The following is a 21,285-nucleotide window of genomic DNA, read 5'->3' as shown; positions in this document are numbered from 1 at the left end:
CAACCGCGATGTCAGTTCACCGGCCGCTTGTTCGCCACAAACCGCATCATCCATTCCGCCACCGCCGTGCCGTGGTGGTCTTCTTCCAGGCTGGCGATGCCCTTCCCGTAGACCTGCTCACCCAGCGCGTCCTGACGGATGTCGAGCAAGGTGCGCGAGTAGTCGTGGATGAACTCCGGATGACCCTGGAAGCACAGCACCTGATCGTTGATGTGATACGCGGCGAATGGGCAGAACTCACTGGTGGCAATGACCGTTGCGCCTTCGGGCAACGCCGTGACCTGATCCTGATGGCTGATCAGCAGCGTGAGTTTGTCCAGCGCCGGCGTCATCCATGGCTGGGTCGGTGAGAGGTTGTAGTGATGAATGCCGACGCCCCAGCCTTGGGATGCGCGCTCGGTCTTGCCGCCCAGCAGCAGCGCCAGCAATTGATGGCCGAAACATACGCCCAGCAATTTGTCGCCGCGCTTGTAGCGTTCGAGCAGATACGTCTTGAGGGTTTCGATCCATGGATCGGTGCCGAAGGAATCGGCCTTGGAGCCCGTGATCAGATAGGCGTCGAATTGCTCGTCATCCGGCGGGTAATCGCCGTGCATGACGTTGTAGACGACGAACTCCGCAGGCACCGGCTGTTGAGCAAAGAGTTTTTCGAACATCCGCCCGTAACCCTGGTATTGATCGACCAGCTCCGGGCGAAGTACGTCGGTTTCCAGAATGCAGATGCGTAACGACATAAAAATTCCTGAAGCGACAAAGCGAAAATGCGTGGGCTCAAGCCTGCCTTGAAGGCCGGGGCAAGGCAAGGCCCAGTTGTGGCCGCCCGCTGTCGTCAACTGGACCCTCGCTGTCCCAACCCTTGATATGGCACAGCGAAGAGTCTTCGCTAGAACAGCGTCCCCTCTTCGGCTTTCTCCAATAGCAACGCAGGCGGCTGAAAACGTTCGCCATAGCGCTCGGCCAAGGCCCGGGCACGGGTGATAAACGGCTTCAGCCCGTATTGATTGACGAATTGCAACGCCCCGCCAGTCCAGGCCGGAAAGCCGATGCCAAGCATCGAACCCACGTTGGCGTCCGCCGTCGATCGCAGCACACCCTCCATGCAACGAACGGTTTCAAGGGCCTGAATGAACAGCAGGCGGTCGCGAATATCCTGGCCGCTGATCTGTGCGTCGGGCTTCTCAAACCGGGTTTTCAACTCCGGCCACAAGTGCTTGGGTCCGCCGTCGGGGTAGTCGTAAAAACCGCCGCCGGAGGTTTTCCCTGCGCGATCGAATTCATGCAACAGCTGCTCGATGACCGCGTCGGCCGGATGCCCGGCCAGCTCAACGCCCTGCTCGGCCAGGTCCTTGCGCGTCTGCTGGCGAATCTGGCTCATCAGCCGCAACGATACTTCATCGGACACCGCGAGCGGCCCCACCGGCATCCCGGCCTTGCGCGCCTCGGTCTCGATCATCGGCGCACTGACGCCCTCGCCGAGCATGGCAATGCCTTCGTCGGCGTAGGTGGCGAACACCCGCGAGGTGAAGAAGCCGCGCGTGTCATTGACCAGAATCGCGGTCTTGCCGATCTGGCGAACGAAGTCGAAGGCCCGCGCCAGGGTCATGTCGTTGGTGCGCGCGCCCTTGATGATTTCCACCAGGCGCATCTTCTCCACCGGGCTGAAGAAATGCAGACCAATGAAGCGCTCCTGCCGGCTGATGGCGCTGGCAAGGCCTGTGATTGGCAGCGTCGAGGTATTGGACGCAATCACCGCATTGGGCACGACCACTTGCTCGGCGGCGGCGCTGACCTGAGCTTTCAACTCGCGGTTCTCGAACACCGCCTCGATGATCAGGTCGCAGCCTTCAAGGTCGCTGTCGCGGCCTGTCGGCTTGATACGGCCCAGCACGGCATCGCGCTGAGCCTCGGTGATGCGGCCTCTGGCAAGCTGCTTGTTCAGCAGTCGCGCCGAGTAATCCTTGCCCTTCTGTGCCGCGGCCAGATTGATGTCCTTGAGGACCACGCTGACGCCCGCCACCGCCGTGACATAGGCAATGCCGCTGCCCATCAGCCCGGCCCCGAGGATGCCGACCTTGCGCATGTTGAACACCGGCGGCGCCTTGGGCCGCGCCTCTGCGGCCTTGACCCGGTTGAGCTGAAACCAGCTGCCGATCATATTCTTCGCGACAGGTCCCGTGGCGAGCTCGGTGAAGTAACGCGCCTCGATTTTCTCCGCTGTATGGAAATCCACCTGGGCGCCTTCCACGGCTGCGGCCAGGATCTTCTCCGGCGCCGGATAGCAACCCCAGGTTTTGCTGCGCAACATTGACGGCGCGATGGCCAGCATCTGCGCCACTTTCGGGTGCGCAGGCGTGCCGCCGGGCAATTGAAACCCCGGTTGATCCCACGCTTTGATCGGCGCCGGATTGGCCAGAATCCATTCGCGCGCCTTGGCCATCAGGTCATCGGCATCGCTGGCCAGTTGATCGATCACACCTGTTTTCAAGGCCTGCTCGACGCCCATTGTCCGGCCTTCCATCAGCAACGGCAGCGCTTTCTCCAGCCCCAACATGCGCACCAGCCGCACGGTGCCGCCCCCGCCCGGAAGCAAACCGAGGGTGACTTCCGGCAAGCCCAATCTGACCTGGCCGCCATTGATTGCGATGCGATGGTGACAGGCCAGGCACAGCTCCAGGCCGCCGCCCAATGCCGAGCCTTCAATGGCAGCCACCACCGGCTTGCCAAATGTTTCCAGCGCGCGAAGCTGGGCCTTGAGGTCCATGGTCATCTGGTAGAAGGCGGCGGCGCGGGTGGCGTCGACCTGACTCAGCTCGTTGAGGTCGCCGCCGGCAAAGAAGGTCTTCTTCGCCGAGCGGATGATCACACCGGCGATGGCCTCTTTGTCCGCCTGCAGGCGCTCGAGCGTCTCGGCCATGGCCTGGCGATACGCCGCGCTCATGGTATTGGCCTGCTGGCCGGGCATGTCGAGGGTCAGCGTAACGATCTGATCCGTGCCGGTTTCGTAGCGGATGGCATCGCTCATGCGGTCGTTCTTCCTGAAACGGTTATCGGGTAAAGGCGGTCGGCGTAGCGGTTATCGTGCTCCACGTTCATACCCGCTCGATGATCGTCGCGATGCCCATGCCGCCGCCGACGCACAGGGTCGCCAAACCGTAACGCAACTGCCGGGCTTCCAGCTCGTCGAGCAGCGTGCCGAGAATGATGCAGCCCGTGGCGCCAAGTGGATGGCCGAGGGCAATCGAGCCGCCGTTGACGTTCACCTTGTCGGGGTCGACACCCATGTCCTTGATGAACTTGAGCACCACCGAGGCGAAGGCTTCGTTGACCTCGAACAGGTCGATGTCATCAATGGTCAGCCCCGCCCGCGCCAGGGCTTTGCGCGTGGCGGGCGCAGGTCCTGTGAGCATGATGGTCGGATCGGTGCTGGTCACCGCCGTGACCACGATGCGCGCCCGTGGTCGCAGTCCCAGGGCCTGACCTTTTTGCGCGGTGCCGAGTAGCATCAACGCGGCGCCATCGACGATGCCGGAGCTGTTGCCCGGCGTGTGCACATGCTCGATGCGTTCGACATGGCTGTAGACCCGCAGCGCCGTGGCGTCATAGCCCATTTTGCCGATGGCCTCGAAACTCGGGCGCAGGTTGCCCAGCGCCTCCAGCGTGGTGTCGGGGCGGATGAACTCGTCATGGTCGAGCAAAAGCAGGCCGTTCTGGTCCCTGACCGGCACCAGCGAACGGCGAAACGCACCCCGCTCCCGGGCCAGCGCCGCCTTGTGCTGGGATTGCAGGGCGAACAGGTCCACGTCATCGCGGCTGAAGCCTTCGAGGGTGGCGATAAGATCGGCGCCGATCCCCTGAGGCGTGAAGTGGGTGTGCAGGTTGGTTTGCGGATCAAGTACCCAGGCGCCGCCGTCACTGCCCATCGGCACGCGCGACATTGACTCGACCCCGCCGACCACCACCAGATCCTCGAACCCGGAACGGAGCTTCATCGCTCCCAGATTCACCGCTTCAAGCCCCGACGCGCAGAACCGGTTGATCTGAAACCCGGCCACGCTGACGGCCCAATCGGCGACCAGCGCTGCGGTTTTGGCGATGTCGGCCCCCTGATCGCCGACGGGCGTAACGCAGCCCAGCACAATGTCATCGACGTGGTGGGTGTCGAGGTGATTGCGCACTTGCAGTTCTTTCAGCAGCCCTGCCACCAGATCCACCGGTTTGACGCTGTACAACGCGCCATCCGGCTTGCCCCTGCCCCGCGGCGTGCGCAAGGCATCGTAAATAAACGCTTCGGTCATGCTGTCCTCGCTAAACCGATGATCTGTCTTCTTATATGTCCGGCCGATAGTCGAACTGTCATGGGAGCACTATCTATCACAAGCGATATCACAGAGCGCGCTCTTTCACCGGATCGATTGACAGGGTAGCTGGTTGTGAGAAGTTTCGGACTCGGACGAACGGTAGCGGGCTATTGAAAGCAGGCAGTTTTGGTCGCAGGTGTCTAGCAGGCGAATATCTGAGCGACGGCTATCCGCCAACCCTAACGAAGTTATAAGAATTCGACTGGATAATCCTCAATGATCTAAGTCGCACAGCACGCGGGCTCTAAGGTTTAGTCAGTAGCAGTGGCGCCATAACAAAATCGATTCACCCAGCGCCCGCCGTCCACGATCTGCTGATCGGGGCACCTGCTCTTTTGCCTCACCTTTGCCAACCCCCGCCTTGGTCTCGACCAAAGCATATGGGTTTCTGTCGCTCAGGAATAACAAGAAAAGGCATTTACCATGTTCAAATTCAAGTTCAAGCGCTCGAAAATACGTCAGGCCGGACTCATCGTTTTCGCCACTACGCTGCTGCTGATCTTGCCGAACATGACACGGTTGTTTGGCTGAGCAGGCTGCGCTCGGCACGTGCAACATCCTGCGACGGCGTAGCCTGATTTCCTGTCTCATACAGGGTGAAAGTCGGCCGCACGGGTATCAGCTCGTTATGTCGCGGAGTGTCGGCTTGTTCTGTGGCGGGGGGAGTGGCTGCCTGGCGCACCGACTAGCGCGCAAGTGGTGGGAAGGCGGCCGAGCTGAACGCCCGACCGCTAGGGGCTGATCAACCCTGGCGTTGCACCTGAATCATCGGCGCCGGGACGGGCTTTTTCTTCGCAGCGGCCGGAACAGCAATCGGCGATGAGGGCGACACGACCACCTTGGCGTGCATCTGCTCGCAGCCACCGCCGCGACGCATGCCGCGCACCGGGCAGGCGTCCAGGTAATCCAGGCCAACCGCCAGCTTCAGATGCCGTTCCGGGATCGCCAACTGATTGGTCACGTCAAAGCTGTACCACGCGTCGTCAATCCACGCCTCCGCCCACGCATGGCTGGACAGGTGTTCGCTGCTGTCACTGTAGAGATAACCCGACACATAGCGCGCCGGCACCCCGAGACTGCGGGCGCAGGCCAGAAACGCGTGGGTGTGATCCTGACAGACGCCAACACGGCTGGCGAACGCTTGGGCGGCGCTGGTATCGACGGCGGTCGAGCCTGGCGTATAGGTGATGTGCTCGTTGAGCGCGTGCATCATATCGATCAGCGCGGTGCGGTCGGTGCGCTTGTGGGTCTGGGCAATGGCAAAGGCGCGAATCGCTTCGTCAGCCTCGGTCAGGCGGGTAAAGCGCAGAAACGGCAGCGACGACTGCGTCTCGTGTTCCGCCTCGCGCTTCTCGTCGATCTCGACCTGGCCGCGCGCACCGATGACGATGGCTTCGTGGGGTTCGTCCAGGGTCAGCACGTGGAGAATATTGCCGAACGGATCGATCTGAGCACGCACCGGGCGCGGCAATGCCAACTGCCAGCTCAACACCTGCTGGCGCTCGCTGTCGTGGGGGGTCAGACGCAAATACTGGATGCTGGCGCGGACCTGATCGTCGTAGTGATAGGTGGTCTCGTGGCTAATTGAGAGTCTCATGCAGCCTCCAGGTAAGAAGTGTGAATGACGCTACCCAGTTGGGCCAGAAGTGGAATGAATTCGTTCAACCACTCATGCAGGCCTTCATCGAGGATCTCGTCGATGCCGGTGTAGCGCAAGCGAGCGTCCAGCTCGGCGGCCAGACGCTGGGCGGGACGGCCATTGGCCCCGGGCAGACTGGCGAGAATGATGTCCAGCTCCTCCAGGCACGCGCGCAATGAGCGCGGAATGTCCGCACGCAACAGCAGCAATTCGGCGACCTGACGGGCACCCGGTGCATCGCGATAAACCTCCGTGTACGCCTCGAATGACGACAACGCGCGCAACAGCGCACTCCATTGATAGTAGCCAGCGGCGGAACTGTCTGCCGCCGCGTTGGCGGACGGGCCGCGCAATTCGAGCATTTCATAACGCGCATCGAGCATGCGCAGGGTGTTGTCGGCGCGCTCGATGAACGTCCCCAGACGAATAAAACGGAATGCGTCGTTGCGCATGATGGTGCCGTAAGTCGCGCCGCGGAACAGGTGCGAACGCTCCTTGACCCACTCACAGAACCGGCTCATGCCGTAACGGCTCAAACCCTGCTCGGCGATGCCGCGAATTTCCAGATACGTGGCGTTGATGTTTTCCCACATGTCCGCAGTAATGCGCCCACGCACCGCATGGGCACTGGCCCGCGCCGCACCCAGGCAACTGAAGATGCTTGCCGGGTTCTCGGCGTCCAGCGCGAAAAAGTGCAGCAAGCGTTCGGCGTGCAGGTCGCCGTGGCGCTCCAGGTAATCGTCCAGGGTTCCGGTGATCAGCAGGGGCATGGCGATTTCATTGAGGCCATCCCCGCGTCCGTCCTGGGGCATAAGCGACAGCGAATAACTGACGTCGAGCATCCGCGCGAGGTTCTCGGCGCGCTCCAGGTACCGCGACATCCAATATAAATCCGAGGCAGTTCTACTTAGCATTGGCAGGCATCCTTAATCCTCGACCACCCAGGTGTCCTTGGTTCCGCCACCCTGCGACGAGTTCACCACCAGCGAGCCTTCGCGCAGGGCAACACGCGTGAGACCACCGGGCACTACACGGGTTTCGCGGCCAGCCAGGACGAACGGGCGGAGGTCGATGTGGCGCGGGGCGATGCCGTTCTCGACGAAGGTCGGACAGGTCGACAGGCACAAGGTCGGTTGCGCGATATACGCGTGGGGCTTGGCTTTGAGCCGCGCCCGGAACGACTCGATTTCGGCGGCGGTGGCTGCGGGGCCCACGAGCATGCCGTAACCGCCGGAGCCCTGGGTTTCCTTGACCACCAGATCGCCCAGATTGGCGAGCACGTGGGACAGCTCCTCGGGCTTGCGGCACTGCCAGGTCGGCACGTTCTTGAGGATCGGCTCTTCGTCGAGGTAAAAACGGATCATGTCGGTGACGAAGGGGTAGACCGACTTGTCGTCCGCCACGCCGGTGCCAATGGCATTGGCCAGCACCACATTGCCCGACCGGTACGCGGCCAGCAGGCCCGGCACGCCGAGCATCGAATCCGGATTGAACGCCAGCGGATCGAGGAACGCGTCGTCGAGCCGGCGGTAAATCACGTCGACCGCTTTCGGGCCGTCGGTGGTGCGCATGAACACGCGGTCATCGCGCACGAACAGGTCAGCGCCTTCCACCAGTTCGACGCCCATTTCCCTGGCCAGAAACGCGTGCTCGAAAAACGCGCTGTTGAAGCGCCCGGGGGTCAGCACGACGACGCTGGGGTTATCCAGCGGGCTAGAGCTCTTCAGGGTGTCCAGCAACAGATTCGGGTAGTGATCGATCGGCGCGATGCGTTGCGCGGCGAACAGCTCGGGGAACAGCCGCATCATCATCTTGCGGTCTTCGAGCATATAGCTCACGCCGCTTGGCGTGCGCAGGTTGTCTTCGAGCACGTAATACGTGCCGTCGCCGTCACGCACCAGATCGACGCCGGAGATGTGCGAATACAGGTCGCGATGCAGATTCAGGCCTTGCATCGCCAACTGGTATTGCTCGTTGGCAAGGACCTGTTCGGCAGGAATGATCCCGGCCTTGATGATGCGCTGATCGTGATAGAGGTCAGCGAGAAACATGTTCAGCGCCTTGACGCGCTGAATGCAGCCACGCTCGACCACCCGCCATTCGCTGGCCGGAATGCTCCGTGGAATGGTGTCGAAGGGGATCAACCGCTCGGTGCCCTGCTCGTCGCCGTACAGCGTGAATGTGATCCCGGCGCGATGAAACAATAAATCGGCCTCACGCCGACGCTGAGCGAGCAACTCAGGCGGCGCTTCACCCAACCAGCGGGCGAATTCCCGATAATGCGGACGAACTATGCCGCCCGCATCGTACATCTCGTCATAAAAGGTGCGGATCATGCCGTACTCCTTGTCACCATGGACACCAGAGCCTTCGCAAGGCCCGTGCCATCGGCATAAACGCTTTAATATCAATGGGTTGAATTAAACAGCCGGAGCGTCCGCACCATTCCTGTGCACGATGCGCCCTAACCCGTTCCCCGACGCTTCATGGCGAAGCGTCGTTCACTCTGAAAATCTATCGCTGGCATAGCGACAGTTCATTTCCGTCCGGTTCAGGGGCTGAGCATAATCGCCCCATACCGCAGATCAACCCGCCGGATCACACAAGGCGATTGGCTCAAAACCTTATTGGCAACGCCACCCGATATTCCCTTTCCGCCGCTCCGAAGAGAGCGGCTTTTTTTTGCCCGTGATTCAGCTCGGTGCATCTCCCGCTCCACACTTGGTCGTGAAGGCGGGAGACAATTTTCAACGATCGGCGCCTCGCTTCGGCGCATGACGGTTGATCAGCTCAATGAAGGCGCTTGAGCTCCTGTTTGACGCCCCAGCCTTCAACCTCCCCGTCCAGACCGAAAATCGCCGTCTGGAAATCCTGCTCGAAGTCGCCTATCCCGTCGTACGTTGCGTACATCAACTTGCTCAGTTCCAGGTGCCACGCACCGTCTTCCAGTGCATTGAGCTGGACATTCACTGACTCGCCACGAAATTTTTCCGCAGCCTGACGCGCCCGGTCCTCATCCGGAAAGGTGGCATAGAACTCGATGGGGTGAATGCGTGCGAAGTCGAAACCGCCTTCTTTCATGCAGCGCAGAACATGGCTGCTGATGTCTTCTTGATAGGCTGTGCTCATGAAACGTCCTCCTATGCAACGATAGATAGAGTTTCAACTATCCCGAAACACCCCTCGATGGCGAGGCGTGTAGCGGCAGGTCATCTGCCGCCCGGGACTCAAGCATGTCGCTGACAAGGCCGGTGCGTTTTACAAAACGGGCATACGTACGCAAGCGGACTCGGGTAGATGCATCACCGACCTCGATCGCAGAGTACGCCCATTGCCAGTGCGTTGCCAATTGGCAGGATGGCGGGAAATACAGGCTTCTTACGAAGCCTCGATGATGGAGATGATCTGTACCGCGTTCTGCTCTTTGAGTGTCTTCACGGTGGGCTCGGCAGTGCGACCGTCGAGGTCGTTCAGATCAAGATCACTGGCGACCGGAAACAGGATGGGACGGAGTTGCTGCGCAGCCTCTTCTTCACTGGGACGGTGATCGGATTCAAGATCGAGGGTTTGCTGCACACCGTCTTTGTCCAGAAACGAAATAGTCCACACTTTCATCAATGTCTCCTCAGTAAAGGCCTGACAACGGCCTGATGATCTTGACCCTTGCAGCGCAACGACGTTCAACCCGAATCGTCAGCGCACAGCTGACGTTGGCAGCCTGAAGCCAAGGATTCGCAGGCAAAAAAAACGCCCCGGTATCGGGGCGTTTTCATCAGGCTGCGGTCATTGTGGCTTGGCGTCTTTGACCCCTGCCGTGTTGTCCAGCAGGCTCTTGGTCGCGGTCTGCAGGAAGCTGTCGAGCTTCTTGCGCAACTCAGCGACGTCCGGCGCATTCGGCATCAGCTCGGCATGGGGCTTGGTGCCCAACTCGTAGCTGTAGACCTTCGGCTCCATTTCCTTGGGTTCGATCAGGATCCGGTTGCCGGTGACCAGCGCCACGGTCTGCTCGCTGCCCGATGGCTTGATTACGCCAAAGCCCTCGTCTCCCGCCGGCAGATTGAGCAGGTCGCGGCCCCAGCACTGGTGCACGGTGTCGCCACCCAGGCGGCCCATGATGGTCGGCACGATGTCGATCTGCGTACCGACGATGCTGCTGCGCTTGCCGAACTTGTCCTGCAGGCCCGGGGCGATCATCAGCATCGGCACGTTGAAGCGGCCCAGGTCCATCTCGGTGATCTGCTCGTTGTTGCCGAAGCCGTGGTCACCGACGACCACAAACAGCGTGTCTTTGTAGTACGGCTCTTTCTTGGCCTTCTCGAAGAACTGCCCCAGCGCCCAGTCCGAATAACGCATGGCGGTGAGGTGTTCATCCAGCGTGCCATGCCCGGTGACGCGCTCGACCGGCAGATTGGCCGGCAGTGCGTACGGCGTATGGTTGGACAGGGTTTGCAGCAAGGCATAGAACGGCTTGCCTTTGGCCTCGCGGGCTTTCAGCTCCTCGGCGCCACGGTCGAACATGTCCTGATCGGACACGCCCCAGGTCGGGTCCGAGAACACCGGGTTGACGAAGTCGTTGCGGCCAATGAAGTTGGTCATGCCCTGGTTGCTGAAGAAGCCTGACTGGTTGTCCCAGGCGAAGTCACCGTTGTAGACGTAAACGTCGTCGTACTTGCGCGCGCTGAGCAGCTGCGGCAGACCCGACAGCTTGTGGCTGCCTTCCGGTGTCTGCATCAGGTATTCAAAGCCCGGCAGGTTCGGGAAGCACGCCATGGTCGCGAACATGCCCTGATGGGTGTGCGTACCGTTGGAGAAGAATCGATCAAACAGCAGACCTTCCTGGGACAGTTTGTCGAAGTAAGGCGTGATGTTCGATTCGTCACCCAGCGCACCCACCGAATGGCCGGCGAAGCTTTCCATCAGGATCACGACGACGTTCTTGATCGGCAGCGTGTTGGCCGGCGGCGGTGTGAAATCACGACGGACAGCGGCTTTCTCAGGATCAATCAGCTTGTCGTTGGCGGTCAGCAGCATGTCGCGGACCGTCTGCTGGGCTTCAGCCACAGGCAGGGTCGCTTTCCAGATGTTGTCGCGGTCCTCGGACATGCGGCTCTTCGCCGCCGCGATCAGCGTCAGCGTGCCGTTCAGGCCAAGGGTGTTGGCGAAGTTGGAGTCAGTGGTGTAGGCATCGCCCCAACGCAGCGGCGGGCCCTGGCGCAAGGTGCCGCGAGCGGCGATGACGGCCACCACCAGACACAGCAGGAAGACCACGGCACGTTTGTACAACGGCGCGACCACACGGTTGTCGGCGCTGGCGACGTTGAACCCGCCACGGGGACGGGTCACGCGATCGACGCCTTTGAAGACAAGGCTCAGCAACCAGGTCACCAGTGCCCACGCCAACAGATAACGAACCACCGGGTAGCCGTACCAGATCATGCTCAGAACGGTTTTCGGGTCTTCTTTGACGTATTGGAAAACCAGGCCGTTCAGGCGCTGGTGGAATTCACGGTAGAAGTCCATCTCCATCAGGCCGAAGAACGCGGTCAGGCTCGCAACCAGCGTTAGCCAGAAGCGAAACACCCCACGGGCCGCCATCAGGCGCGCGCTGAACAGGGACAGCAGAAGGGGAATCAGGATGTACACGACCAGACGCAGATCGAATCGCAGGCCATTGCCGAACGCCTCGACAAACGTCGAAGCCGGCGTCGCGCCGATGCCTTCGCGGTTATAGACCAGCAGCGCAACGCGCAAAAGGGTGTACAGGACCATCAGCACCAGGCCGCTCAGGAGCGTATAGGCCAGGTGCGATTTGACGGTAGGTTGCGGCGCGCGCGCCGGGGCGTCCGTTTTGGCCATGTGTTGTGGGATCCGTTGGATTCAGGTTTAGGTTCAAAAAGCGGTGCGCCCGACCACATCGAAATGCCGGTCCGGGCTGCGGGGGCCAAATATTACGTGAACCCTCGCGGTTTACCACCGATCCCGCGCATTCTTCATGACGGATCGGCTCAATCATTTATCTCAATCAGTGGGTAGCCTTGGAACGGCGCGAATCTTCCCGAAGAAACGGTGAAAATTCCGTTCATTAACGACGCCACTCATATTTTCTTACAAAGCCTTGAATAGCGCTCACACCTTGAACGTCTGGGCATACCGCTCGACGGCGTGTTCGATGGCGTCGAAAACATGGGGTGCGTGGGCGTTGAGCGAGGCGTTTTCCTGCAGCGACGCCTGCACCGCTGCGATCAGCCGTTCGATGCGCACGTTCGGTTTGCGGATGTCGCAGGTCGACGCGAGGGTCAGAATGCCGAGCCTCGAGCCGAACAGGCTCTTCGAGCCATCCAGGCGCAGGGCGAGCGCGTCGTCCTTTATGTACGCGGTGGTGTTGACGATGTCGTAGGCTGGCGCCAATTGAGCGTCCGCCCCCAGCGGGTCGCGATACAGCACCCCGAAGTTCTTCAGATGGGCATCGCCGTTGCCGACCATGCAACTGAGCGCGACGATGTCGAAGAACTGATCCAGCGAATCACGCACGTGCTCAGGCGCGCAGAACAGGCGAATGGCCTTGGCGATGTTTTCATAGCTGGAGTCATATTTCTGTTCCGTGCCCAGGCCCATCAGCACGGCCATGTCCTCGAAGCCGATGGCACGCTGGTCAGCGTCCCGATCAAAGCGGCGCATGACGAACAGCTGACGGTTATCCGACAGATAAAATTCCGGTACCGGCATGCCGGCTCTGCGCGCCGCGTCCATGCACACGTATTCGTTGACGGCCAGCCCGGGGAAGTCCGCCCTCCCCGACTTGACGATCAATTCGGGCATCAACAGTGTGGCTTTAGGGTCCGTAACGAAGTCCGAATCGGGCACGATGACCTTGGGCTGAACGCCTGAAATCCCCGTGCGCAAAATGTATTGATCGACCAGTTCGGCAAACAGATCCTGCGTCCCGTCCCAACTGAGTATCTGCCCCAGGCTTTTGCCTGCAACGGGGCCCGCCCCACCCAGCAAGTCGTCGATCATCGGAGACGCCACGGCGACGCGGCCGACGGGCGAACCGCTACCGGTCAATGCCATGAGCAGCATGGGGTTGACGGGCGTGGTTTTGGCGAGGCGATTGCGCAACTGCTCCAGCACGAAGCCTTCGGGCAGGTTCATCTGGAAGACGGGATGCAGGCTGCGCGAGACGTAAGCCGCATCGCGAACGCCCATGGTCAGGCTGATCTGCGACGCCGGGCTGGCGTCCAGGCCGTAGCGAAACAGGTAGTCGCCGGACTCAGATGCCGACAGCTCACCACTCTCACCCTCCGGGGTAAAAATGCGTACACGATCCAGCGGTTTCACTGGAACACCTCGCGCAGCTCTTCAAACGTCGGGCGTCGGGCGGAAACGACTTTTATCTCGGCATTCAACGCGGCCAGCACCTTGGCGTAGAAATTCACCGCCACGGTCGGGCTGCCTTTTTCGACTTCTGCAAGCTTTTGCCGTGTCATGCCCGACTGGTAGGCCAGCTGCACCTGAGTAAGGCCGCGGGATTTGCGCATCTCTTCGATCTGGCTGCCCAAGCGCTCGAGCAATAACGTCGCGTCCATTTGTCACGCCTGCATAACATTAAACAATCAATGGAATGTATACGTGACATGACTGGCGAGCAAGGAGAAGTTACGCAAACCTGACATCGCCTGGCTAATGTCATGTTTGCGTAACACATCAGCCGTCAGAAGTTGCTGGGCTTGCTGATCGCCTGAAGCACGTACTGCGGCAATGCAAAGGCGCCGATGTGGACCTCAGGGTTGTAGTAACGGGTGACGATGCCGCTGCCGGCGAATCGCTGACGCAGGGTATCCAGCGAAATCTTGCGGTGCTCGGAATCCGTCGAGCCCCAGGCAAACGTCATCGCGCCACCAATATAGGTGGGCACCGCTGCCTGATAGAAATGCCAGTCGGCGAACAGGCCATTCATGCGCCCTGCCGTGGTCTGCACTTCGCTCAGTTGCATGAACGGCGTGCCGTTCTGCGTGACCAGAATCCCGCCTTCGTTGAGGCAGCGATGGCAGGCCTGATAGAAGTTTTCCGAAAACAGCACTTCACCCGGCCCGATCGGGTCCGTCGAATCAGAAATGATGACGTCAAATTTTTCCTGAGTGGTGGCAACGAAGCGCATGCCGTCGTCGATGACCAGGTTCAGACGCGCATCATCGAAAGCGCCTTTGGAGTGGTTCGGCAGGTATTCCTTGCACATCTCGACCACAGTGCCGTCAATCTCGACCATGGTGATGTGCTCGACCGTCGCGTGCTTGGCGACTTCGCGCAGCATGCCGCCATCGCCACCGCCGATGATCAGCACACGTTTGGCGCGGCCGTGGGCCAGAATCGGCACATGGGTGAGCATCTCGTGATAGATGAATTCGTCGGCTTCGGTCGTCTGAATCACGCCGTCCAGCGCCATGACCCGGCCCATGCGCGGGTTCTGAAAGATCACCAGATGCTGATGCTCGGTGCGCACTTCATGCAGCATCTTTTCCATGCGAAAGCGCTGGCCATAGCCTTCATACAACGTTTCTTGATAATCGCTCATGGATGGAGTCCCCGATAACTACTGATGACAGGACGGCAGGCCGCCCACAAGAAGGCGCGCATTCTACGTCGCGGAGCATGACAGGTCGAATGTCGTGGTGGCGCGGGTGATCTGGCAAAACAAAAACGCCCGACGGGCCAGGCCAGTCGGGCGTCATGTGTTCTGAAGCCTTGCTGCGATACTAGATACGCACGTTGCCACGCGGGCCAGCGATTGCCCAGATGATCAGGCCCAGCACCGGCAGGATAACGATCAGCAAAATCCAGAGGATTTTCTTCCCGGTTTCCGCGCCGCTTTTCAGCACGTTGATGATGGCCCAGATATCCAGCGCCAGAATGATCAGGCCAATCAGACCGTTGAAGGTAGAACCCATGGTGTTGCTCCTAATTGAAGGCTTGCTCACTTGAGAGTGGCGGGTTGCAATCAGGGTTCCATTGGTCGGCAGGGATATTTCTTGGCGCAGCAAAACGCGGTGCCGGAGATCAAACCTGCGCCTTGAGCGCCTCCAGCGCGGGCTCTACCAATATGCCGAGCTCGACGCCGAGTGCCATGACCCGCTCAACGTCAGCGCCGTAGACCAGCACCGTCTGCAACACGTGGTCCAGCGGCTCGCTGATGTCCATCAGCACATACCCGCCCATGTCCTTGTTCATGCTGGAAAGCTGAATCTGAATTCGGTTAAGCGCGGCCAGGGGTTCAGCTTTGGTCAGCTGTTTGGGCTTGATGTTGAACGGCACGTTGGGGCCGAACGACGCCATGATCTCGGTGAGCAGATCAGGATAGGTATCAGCCTGAAGCAAGACGGTATCAGGCAGGCTGCCGATGACGACCCACTCGCCCAGCGGGATCGGGAAGGTGTCGTCGAAATTGATGTCGGGGTTGGCGGTCAGAAATGCGTCGGGGTCGGCGTAAGCCTGGGCGGCTTCGTCGGCGATTTTTTCGATTTCTTCATCGCTCATGCAGCCGGAGCTGATCTTGCTGATGAATTCGATGAGTGAAGCTTTCATGGCAGATCGTCCGGGGGCTGGAAAACAGGCGCGCAGGATAGCTGGAAATGCTGCGCGCCTCTATCGCTTACGCCCCCAGACGTGTGAGCTGTTCGGCGGTCTCGGTCGCGCCCATGGTCTGCGCGGCCATCAGCGGGGTGACACCCTTGGCATCCTGGATGTGAGGGTTGGCACCTTTGGAGATCAGGTAGTCGACGATCGCGGTACGGTTGAACATCGCCGCCATCATCAATGCGGTACGGCCGTCGGCTGATGCGCCTTCGACGTCTGCGCCGCCTTCCACAAGGATCTTCACGGTTTCCAGATCGCCCTTGAACGCAGCGCCAGCGATCGGGCTCTGGCCGTTGTCGTTGCGCAGTTCCGGGTCAGCCTTGTGCTTGAGCAGCACCCGCACTGCGTCCTGATGACCGTGGTAGCTGGCCAGCATCAACAGCGTGTCGCCTTTATGGTTGCGAAGATTGGGGGTCAAGCCGTTTTCCAGCAGCCGGTCGAGCATCGGGGCGTCACCAGCACGAGCCCGGTCGAACACCTGCTCGGCAAATTCCAGTGCCTCTTCGTCTGTCATGCGCGTGGCAGAACCGGGCGTGGTGGGGGCTTCTGACATTTCTTAACTCCAGTAGCGCAAGGCATTGCGCGGGACAAAATCAAAGGATGCGGCGATTCACGGGCCAGGCAATCTATGAGCCGTGGACAAAGCCTGTAGTTCCACTGATGACGCCATCGCTCATGCGCACCGTCGATAGCGCCGCCGCAGATGACACCAACGATGCCAGCTTCATCAACCGGCGCCAAACGATCAGTTTCAATGAGCCCGATAGCGCCAGCTGACAGCCCGGCGAGAAAATTTCGCAACAAAACGAAATAAATCCCGGATACCGCTGTCTCAGTTATGTCCGCAAAGCCCGACTCCCGCCCCGCAGCACCCCTTCACCACCCCCCACTCCGGTAAATTGCAGGATGCACGAGAGGCATTCATGCAAATTGCACGAAGCAGAATTTTTGAAAAACCTATAAACCCTTGATTTTATTGAAATTTATTTAACGTCAAAAGCTGGCACAGTCACTGCACTAGTCATTCCAAGCCTGTTATCCCATGAGCAATGGAGCCTCTAGACATGACTTTCATCCAAGAAAAATTCGCATCCGTATTTTCCGATTTCGAAGTCACCACCCAGCCGCGTCCGGACGGTGGCGTTCTGTTGACTCTGCGCAATGAAGAAGGCACCAACATCCGCCGCTGCGTGTCTTACGCTCAACTGCACACCCCAGTACAACTGGAATGGGTGATCAGCGCGATTCGTCGCGACTTGGCCGCACAAGCCAGCGAGCTGCCCGCTATCTCGATGTTGCAGAGCCAGCACCGTTTTGATCTGCCTACTTATCACACCCGATAAGTACGAAGCCGGAACCTGGCGTTCCGGTAGCAGCACGTTTCACTCTCATCGAAGCATCCCTTGTAGATTCCCGCGATAGTCGATGCTATCGCGGTTTTTTTTTGGGCTTTTTTTCGCTGAGGGCGACGTTAGACGCTGGCGCGCATTGGGCCTCCGTCTACTGGATGATCCCCCGACACAATGCCTCGCCCACGGCCTGAGCGCGGTTGGTGACCCCGAGCTTGGCGTAGATGCTCTTGAAGTGATGCTTCACGGTCGCCTCCGAAACTTCTTTTATCAGCCCGATCTCCCACGCCGTCTTGCCTTCCCGCGCCCATTTGAGGATCTCCAGTTCTTTCGGAGACAGCGCCCGCGTCTGCAGTTGTCGGCCCTTCCCCGCCACGTGAAGCATCGGCACCAGACTGGTGAGCAGGTAGCGATCGTTGTGGCTCAGCGGTCGCTCCATGCCGTTGAGCGTGCAGATGGTGACGACGCCCTGATTGGCGCGCGTCTGGCTGCTGTAGCCATAGGAAAACGCCGGAAGCAGGTCGCAATCCTCAACGGCAGCCATGTAGGCAGCAGACGGCGGGTAGGTCTTGAAGGCCTCTTCCCAATTCAGAAAGCCCATGGTGTGGCGGTAGCAACGGATAACCGGGTCTTCGATCATCAGGCGTCCCTGGCAATAAAGATCCTTCCAGTAGCTGTCGACGTTCGACGTGATGCAACTAAGCAGCACGCCGTTGCGATACTGATAAAGCATGGCCCGTTCGCTGCGGCATTCGGCCCGTAGCCAGTCAAGTGCGTTGGCGATGGCCGCATCGCCGTCCTGTTCAGTGATGCTGCTGACCATTTGTTGTATCAACGGACTCAGCGTCCCTGTCTGTGCGTTTTTCATGTTCCCCTCCCGTTTAAAACCATCAAATTCGCAGCCCTGATGCCCCTTGGATTTTTTATGCATGGCAGCTGAAAACGGCGTCAGGTGCTGTCGTCAACACGACCGCACGAGGCGCATTCAAAAGCTGTCAGGGTGCGACAGGCGAAGGGTTACACAGTCGAGGAGGGTTAAACACAGCGTCGAAAACAAACAGGCATGCCTGACCGTGAAACAAGCAACTTCCCACAAACGAACAAAAACCAACTTACATTTTTCCGCATTTGGATACAAAAACGGCCAATGTCAGAGACATCGGCCGTCGGTTTTCATCACACCTGATGCGTCAGAAAGCGCTGGGCTCTATCGCCATAAAATTGCTCACGTTGATGTGCCCGTTCAGTTCTCCGCCATCGCGCACCAGTGCGCAGGTGGCCATGCCGGCCTGTTGCGCGGCATCGAGTTCTTCGACGATGTCGGACAGAAACAGAATCGCTTCCGCCGGATGCCCGATGCTTGAGGCAATTGATCGATAGGACGCCTCGGCACGTTTGGGCCCGGAGGTGGTGTCGAAGTAGCCGCTGAACAGCCCGGACAGATCGCCCGCCTCGGAGCAGCCGAAGATCAACTTCTGCGCCTGGATCGAGCCCGAGGAGTAGACGTACAACGCGTACCCTGCCTGATGCCAGCGTTTCAGCGCCTCAACGGCATCCGGGTAAACGTGTCCCTTGAGCTGCCCGGCCTGGTAACCCTGCTGCCAGACCATGCCCTGCAATGCCTTGAGCGGCGTGGCTTTACGGTCTTCGGCGATCCATTGCAACAGGATCTCGATGACCCGATCGACACTCGCGTCAGGTTCAGCACTGTCGTTGCGCACGGCCTGCAACTGCGCGGCCACGTCGGGTTCGCTGGCATGCTGCCGAACGAACCCGGGCAGATGCTGCTTGGCGTACGGAAAGAGCACGTCGAAGACGAAGCTCACCGCGCTGGTGGTGCCTTCGATGTCAGTCAGGATCGCTTTGATGGTCATGTTGGTCAGTCTTCCAGGCGCGGGAACTGGCTGGCGATGCTTTCGCCGGTGAACTTGGCCACCCAGCCTTCCGGGTTGTTGAACAGGCGAATGGCAACGAAATGCGGATGCTCGCCCATGTCGAACCAGTGACGGGTGCCGGCCGGAACCGAGATCAGGTCGTTTTTCTCGCACAGCACGGCGTAGACGAAGTCGTCGATGTGCAGGGTAAACAGCCCGCGGCCGGCGACGAAGAACCGCACTTCGTCTTCGCCATGTTGATGCTCCTCGAGGAACTTGGCGCGCAGTTCGGCCTTCTGCGGGTGGTCACTGTTGAGGCTGATCACATCGACGGTCACGTAACCCCGCTCGGTCATCAGCCTGTCGATCTGGGTGCGGTAGGCCGCGATGACCTCCTCCTGGCTGGCGCCGGGGGTAATCGGCGTTGCCGCCTGCCAGCGGTCAAACGCCACGCCGTGCTCGGCCAGGGTCGAAGCAATGTCTTCCAGGTGGGTCAGGACCTTGTTGGGCAGTTCGGGGGATGACACGTGGTAAACGGACAGACTGCTCATTGCGGGGCTTCCTCGGTTCGGTCCGCGTCTGTCGGCTCTGGGGCCGATCCGACGCGTTTGATTCAGGCAGTGGGGACGCTGCGCGCAACCATCAACGCTGCAGCGATCAGCGGTTGAGCACGGACAGGGTCTTGAGCTCGCATTCGAACAGGAATTCGAAGGCTTCGATCTGGCGCAAGGCATCGTTCATCTTCGCGCCCCAGGTGTACAAACCATGACCGCGAATCAGGTAACCGGCGCAGTCAGGGTGCTGATCCAGCCAGGGCTGAACCTTGTCCGCGAGCCGGGCAATGTCCTGATCGTTGTCGAAAATAGGCACCACCACTTTTGATTCATGGGTGGAAACGCCGCTGAAGGCTTTTTGCAGCTCGTAGTCCTCGAACACCAGGTGGTCGCCGGCAGTGAGCCGGGACAGCACGGTGGCGTTGACCGAGTGAGTGTGGAGCACGGCGCCTACCGCTGGCTTGCAGCTATAAAGCTGTGTGTGCAGCAGGGTTTCGGCCGACGGCTTTTTGCCCGGTTCCAGGCTGTTGCCGGCCAGGTCGGTGGCCAGCACGTCGTCGATGCCCAACTGGCCCTTGTGCTTGCCGGAGACGGTCAGCAGCGCTTCGGTCGGCGACAGGCGCACGGAATAATTGCTGCTGGTGGCGGGCGACCAGCCCCGGGCGTACAGAAACTGCCCCGCTTCGATGATTTCCCGAGCCAGTGCTTCGCGACTCATACGCGCTCCTCTTTCATACATGTGGCGGTCAGGACAGCAGCGGCCACGGCCGCCAGACTCGCAATGGCAAAGGTCCAGCTGGCGCCCAGCGCGTTCCAGCTGTAACCGGAATACAAAGCGCCCATCGCCCCGCCGGTGCCGGAAAGGGCGGCGTACAACGCTTGACCCTGACCTTGCTGGCGTGGGCCAAAACTGCGTTGCACGTAATGCACGGCCGACGCATGAAAGCTGCCGAAGGTGGCTGCGTGCATCAGTTGGGCGACGATCAGAATCGCCAGATGATCGGCCAGATTACCCAGCAAAAGCCAGCGCAATGCGGCGATCACGAAGCTGGTGATCAGCACCTGACGGACACTGAAGCGCTGCAGCACACGGCTCATCGCCATGAACATCAACACTTCAGCGATCACCCCCAGCGCCCACAGCAGGCCAATCACCCCGCGGCTGTAGCCGAGGTGTTCCAGGTGCAGCGTTAGAAAGGTGTTATACGGCCCGTGGCTCAGTTGTATCAATGCGACGCTGACATAAAACGCCAGCACGCCCGGCCTGATCATCTGCCTGAGAAAGCCCTCCCCCGCGACCCGCACGCCCGAGACCACCGGTTGAGCATTCGGCACCCACCAACTGCTGGCGATAATGCCGAGCAGGATCAACAGCAGCAGTTGCGGGTAGTAATCCAGGCTGAACCACTCCAGCATCCGGCCCAACACGACCACCGAAAGAATGAAGCCAATCGATCCCCACAGCCGGATCTGGCTGTAGCGGGAAGTCTGGCCCTGCAAATGCGTCAGCGTGATGACTTCGAATTGCGGCAGCACCGCGTGCCAGAAAAACGCATAGAGGGCCATGACCATTGCCAGCCAGGCGTAGGACGGGTCGACGAGAATCAGGCTGAAACAGGCCAGTCCGCAAATGGCGCCGAAGCGCACGATGGTCAGGCGTCGGCCGGTGTAATCGCCGAGCCAGCCCCAGACGTTGGGCGCAACGCAGCGCATCAGCATCGGGATTGCTACCAGCTCGCCGATGCGCGCGGCGGAAAATCCCAGGTGGCTGAAATACAGCGCCATGTAGGGCGCCGTGGCCCCGAGCAGGGCGAAATAGAACAGATAGAAGCTGGCGAGCCGCCAGTAAGGAAGCGCCGCCACGCTCAGATGACCGCGGCG

21 protein-coding genes are annotated in these 21,285 nt (G+C 60.2%); 1 reads left to right on the top strand and 20 read right to left on the bottom strand.

Translation table 11 applies throughout. The features are described from left to right. Positions 1-11: 11 nt before the first annotated feature. From IFT47_RS26375 to IFT47_RS26305, 15 genes are all read right to left on the bottom strand, one after another. Positions 12-734, bottom strand: a complete 723-nt coding sequence (locus tag IFT47_RS26375) for an amidotransferase (protein ID WP_192175030.1) — start codon at positions 732-734, stop codon at positions 12-14. A 149-nt stretch (positions 735-883) separates the two neighbouring features. Continuing rightward, positions 884-3,022: a 3-hydroxyacyl-CoA dehydrogenase NAD-binding domain-containing protein gene (locus tag IFT47_RS26370; RefSeq protein WP_192175031.1), complete on the bottom strand. Its 2,139-nt coding sequence runs from the start codon at positions 3,020-3,022 to the stop codon at positions 884-886. A 67-nt stretch (positions 3,023-3,089) separates the two neighbouring features. Then, positions 3,090-4,295, bottom strand: a complete 1,206-nt coding sequence (locus tag IFT47_RS26365; RefSeq protein WP_192175032.1) for an acetyl-CoA C-acetyltransferase — start codon at positions 4,293-4,295, stop codon at positions 3,090-3,092. 805 nt (positions 4,296-5,100) lie between these two features. After that, positions 5,101-5,955, bottom strand: coding sequence for a transglutaminase family protein (locus IFT47_RS26360; RefSeq protein WP_192175033.1), 855 nt, complete (start codon positions 5,953-5,955; stop codon positions 5,101-5,103). Beyond that, positions 5,952-6,911: an alpha-E domain-containing protein gene (locus IFT47_RS26355; protein WP_065989404.1), complete on the bottom strand. Its 960-nt coding sequence runs from the start codon at positions 6,909-6,911 to the stop codon at positions 5,952-5,954. Before IFT47_RS26355 ends, IFT47_RS26360 begins: the two co-directional genes overlap by 4 nt. A gap of 12 nt (positions 6,912-6,923) precedes the next feature. Next, positions 6,924-8,333 carry a circularly permuted type 2 ATP-grasp protein gene (locus IFT47_RS26350; protein WP_074891898.1) on the bottom strand — a complete coding sequence of 470 codons (1,410 nt, stop codon included), beginning with the start codon at positions 8,331-8,333 and terminating at the stop codon, positions 6,924-6,926. A 454-nt stretch (positions 8,334-8,787) separates the two neighbouring features. Then, positions 8,788-9,126 (bottom strand): ribonuclease E inhibitor RraB, encoded by a 339-nt coding sequence (locus tag IFT47_RS26345; RefSeq protein ID WP_192175034.1) that lies wholly within the window; start codon positions 9,124-9,126, stop codon positions 8,788-8,790. A gap of 249 nt (positions 9,127-9,375) precedes the next feature. Then, complete coding sequence (locus IFT47_RS26340) at positions 9,376-9,612, bottom strand: hypothetical protein (RefSeq protein WP_192175035.1); 237 nt, start codon at positions 9,610-9,612, stop codon at positions 9,376-9,378. Between the two features lie 168 nt (positions 9,613-9,780). Continuing rightward, positions 9,781-11,853, bottom strand: a complete 2,073-nt coding sequence (locus IFT47_RS26335; protein ID WP_192175036.1) for an LTA synthase family protein — start codon at positions 11,851-11,853, stop codon at positions 9,781-9,783. A gap of 270 nt (positions 11,854-12,123) precedes the next feature. Continuing rightward, the gene (locus IFT47_RS26330; protein WP_192175057.1) at positions 12,124-13,326 is read right to left on the bottom strand and encodes a type II toxin-antitoxin system HipA family toxin; all 1,203 of its coding nucleotides are present in this window, start codon (positions 13,324-13,326) and stop codon (positions 12,124-12,126) included. A gap of 5 nt (positions 13,327-13,331) precedes the next feature. Beyond that, on the bottom strand, positions 13,332-13,583 hold the full coding sequence (locus IFT47_RS26325; RefSeq protein ID WP_192175037.1) for a helix-turn-helix domain-containing protein: 252 nt from the start codon (positions 13,581-13,583) through the stop codon (positions 13,332-13,334). 125 nt (positions 13,584-13,708) lie between these two features. Continuing rightward, positions 13,709-14,569 (bottom strand): polyamine aminopropyltransferase, encoded by an 861-nt coding sequence (speE, locus tag IFT47_RS26320; protein WP_192175038.1) that lies wholly within the window; start codon positions 14,567-14,569, stop codon positions 13,709-13,711. A gap of 181 nt (positions 14,570-14,750) precedes the next feature. Beyond that, a complete protein-coding gene (locus tag IFT47_RS26315; RefSeq protein WP_037009073.1) occupies positions 14,751-14,942 on the bottom strand; it encodes a PLDc N-terminal domain-containing protein in 192 nt (63 codons plus the stop codon). Positions 14,943-15,051: 109 nt separating this feature from the next. Next, positions 15,052-15,576: a hypothetical protein gene (locus tag IFT47_RS26310; RefSeq protein ID WP_192175039.1), complete on the bottom strand. Its 525-nt coding sequence runs from the start codon at positions 15,574-15,576 to the stop codon at positions 15,052-15,054. A 67-nt stretch (positions 15,577-15,643) separates the two neighbouring features. Next, on the bottom strand, positions 15,644-16,180 hold the full coding sequence (locus IFT47_RS26305) for an ankyrin repeat domain-containing protein (protein ID WP_122624151.1): 537 nt from the start codon (positions 16,178-16,180) through the stop codon (positions 15,644-15,646). Between the two features lie 511 nt (positions 16,181-16,691). Here IFT47_RS26305 and IFT47_RS26300 point away from each other — a divergent pair. After that, positions 16,692-16,970 carry a DUF3509 domain-containing protein gene (locus tag IFT47_RS26300; protein ID WP_074891912.1) on the top strand — a complete coding sequence of 93 codons (279 nt, stop codon included), beginning with the start codon at positions 16,692-16,694 and terminating at the stop codon, positions 16,968-16,970. 157 nt (positions 16,971-17,127) lie between these two features. Here IFT47_RS26300 and IFT47_RS26295 read toward each other — a convergent pair whose 3' ends face one another. From IFT47_RS26295 to IFT47_RS26275, 5 genes are all read right to left on the bottom strand, one after another. Beyond that, entirely contained in the window at positions 17,128-17,844 is a 717-nt protein-coding gene (locus IFT47_RS26295) for a helix-turn-helix transcriptional regulator (protein ID WP_192175040.1), read from the bottom strand. 322 nt (positions 17,845-18,166) lie between these two features. Beyond that, on the bottom strand, positions 18,167-18,850 hold the full coding sequence (gene mtnC / locus IFT47_RS26290) for an acireductone synthase (protein WP_192175041.1): 684 nt from the start codon (positions 18,848-18,850) through the stop codon (positions 18,167-18,169). Between the two features lie 5 nt (positions 18,851-18,855). Further along, entirely contained in the window at positions 18,856-19,401 is a 546-nt protein-coding gene (locus tag IFT47_RS26285) for a 1,2-dihydroxy-3-keto-5-methylthiopentene dioxygenase (RefSeq protein WP_074891918.1), read from the bottom strand. A gap of 106 nt (positions 19,402-19,507) precedes the next feature. Beyond that, the gene (locus tag IFT47_RS26280; protein ID WP_192175042.1) at positions 19,508-20,122 is read right to left on the bottom strand and encodes a methylthioribulose 1-phosphate dehydratase; all 615 of its coding nucleotides are present in this window, start codon (positions 20,120-20,122) and stop codon (positions 19,508-19,510) included. Then, positions 20,119-21,273, bottom strand: a complete 1,155-nt coding sequence (locus tag IFT47_RS26275) for an MFS transporter (RefSeq protein ID WP_192175058.1) — start codon at positions 21,271-21,273, stop codon at positions 20,119-20,121. Before IFT47_RS26275 ends, IFT47_RS26280 begins: the two co-directional genes overlap by 4 nt. Positions 21,274-21,285 lie beyond the last annotated feature (12 nt).

The organism is Pseudomonas sp. CFBP 13711 (assembly GCF_014842265.1).
GTDB lineage: Bacteria > Pseudomonadota > Gammaproteobacteria > Pseudomonadales > Pseudomonadaceae > Aquipseudomonas.
Note: the sequence above shows the minus strand (reverse complement) of the source record. Positions and strands in the feature narration are given on the sequence as shown.

Bases quoted from the DNA above. Each gene is read 5' to 3' on its own strand.
- IFT47_RS26375 (WP_192175030.1), bottom strand. From the start codon at position 734: ATGTCGTTACGCATCTGCATTCTGGAAACCGACGTACTTCGCCCGGAG.
- IFT47_RS26370 (WP_192175031.1), bottom strand. From the start codon at position 3,022: ATGAGCGATGCCATCCGCTACGAAACCGGCACGGATCAGATCGTTACG.
- IFT47_RS26365 (WP_192175032.1), bottom strand. From the start codon at position 4,295: ATGACCGAAGCGTTTATTTACGATGCCTTGCGCACGCCGCGGGGCAGG.
- IFT47_RS26360 (WP_192175033.1), bottom strand. From the start codon at position 5,955: ATGAGACTCTCAATTAGCCACGAGACCACCTATCACTACGACGATCAG.
- IFT47_RS26355 (WP_065989404.1), bottom strand. From the start codon at position 6,911: ATGCTAAGTAGAACTGCCTCGGATTTATATTGGATGTCGCGGTACCTG.
- IFT47_RS26350 (WP_074891898.1), bottom strand. From the start codon at position 8,333: ATGATCCGCACCTTTTATGACGAGATGTACGATGCGGGCGGCATAGTT.
- IFT47_RS26345 (WP_192175034.1), bottom strand. From the start codon at position 9,126: ATGAGCACAGCCTATCAAGAAGACATCAGCAGCCATGTTCTGCGCTGC.
- IFT47_RS26340 (WP_192175035.1), bottom strand. From the start codon at position 9,612: ATGAAAGTGTGGACTATTTCGTTTCTGGACAAAGACGGTGTGCAGCAA.
- IFT47_RS26335 (WP_192175036.1), bottom strand. From the start codon at position 11,853: ATGGCCAAAACGGACGCCCCGGCGCGCGCGCCGCAACCTACCGTCAAA.
- IFT47_RS26325 (WP_192175037.1), bottom strand. From the start codon at position 13,583: ATGGACGCGACGTTATTGCTCGAGCGCTTGGGCAGCCAGATCGAAGAG.
- speE (WP_192175038.1), bottom strand. From the start codon at position 14,569: ATGAGCGATTATCAAGAAACGTTGTATGAAGGCTATGGCCAGCGCTTT.
- IFT47_RS26315 (WP_037009073.1), bottom strand. From the start codon at position 14,942: ATGGGTTCTACCTTCAACGGTCTGATTGGCCTGATCATTCTGGCGCTG.
- IFT47_RS26310 (WP_192175039.1), bottom strand. From the start codon at position 15,576: ATGAAAGCTTCACTCATCGAATTCATCAGCAAGATCAGCTCCGGCTGC.
- IFT47_RS26305 (WP_122624151.1), bottom strand. From the start codon at position 16,180: ATGTCAGAAGCCCCCACCACGCCCGGTTCTGCCACGCGCATGACAGAC.
- IFT47_RS26300 (WP_074891912.1), top strand. From the start codon at position 16,692: ATGACTTTCATCCAAGAAAAATTCGCATCCGTATTTTCCGATTTCGAA.
- IFT47_RS26295 (WP_192175040.1), bottom strand. From the start codon at position 17,844: ATGAAAAACGCACAGACAGGGACGCTGAGTCCGTTGATACAACAAATG.
- mtnC (WP_192175041.1), bottom strand. From the start codon at position 18,850: ATGACCATCAAAGCGATCCTGACTGACATCGAAGGCACCACCAGCGCG.
- IFT47_RS26285 (WP_074891918.1), bottom strand. From the start codon at position 19,401: ATGAGCAGTCTGTCCGTTTACCACGTGTCATCCCCCGAACTGCCCAAC.
- IFT47_RS26280 (WP_192175042.1), bottom strand. From the start codon at position 20,122: ATGAGTCGCGAAGCACTGGCTCGGGAAATCATCGAAGCGGGGCAGTTT.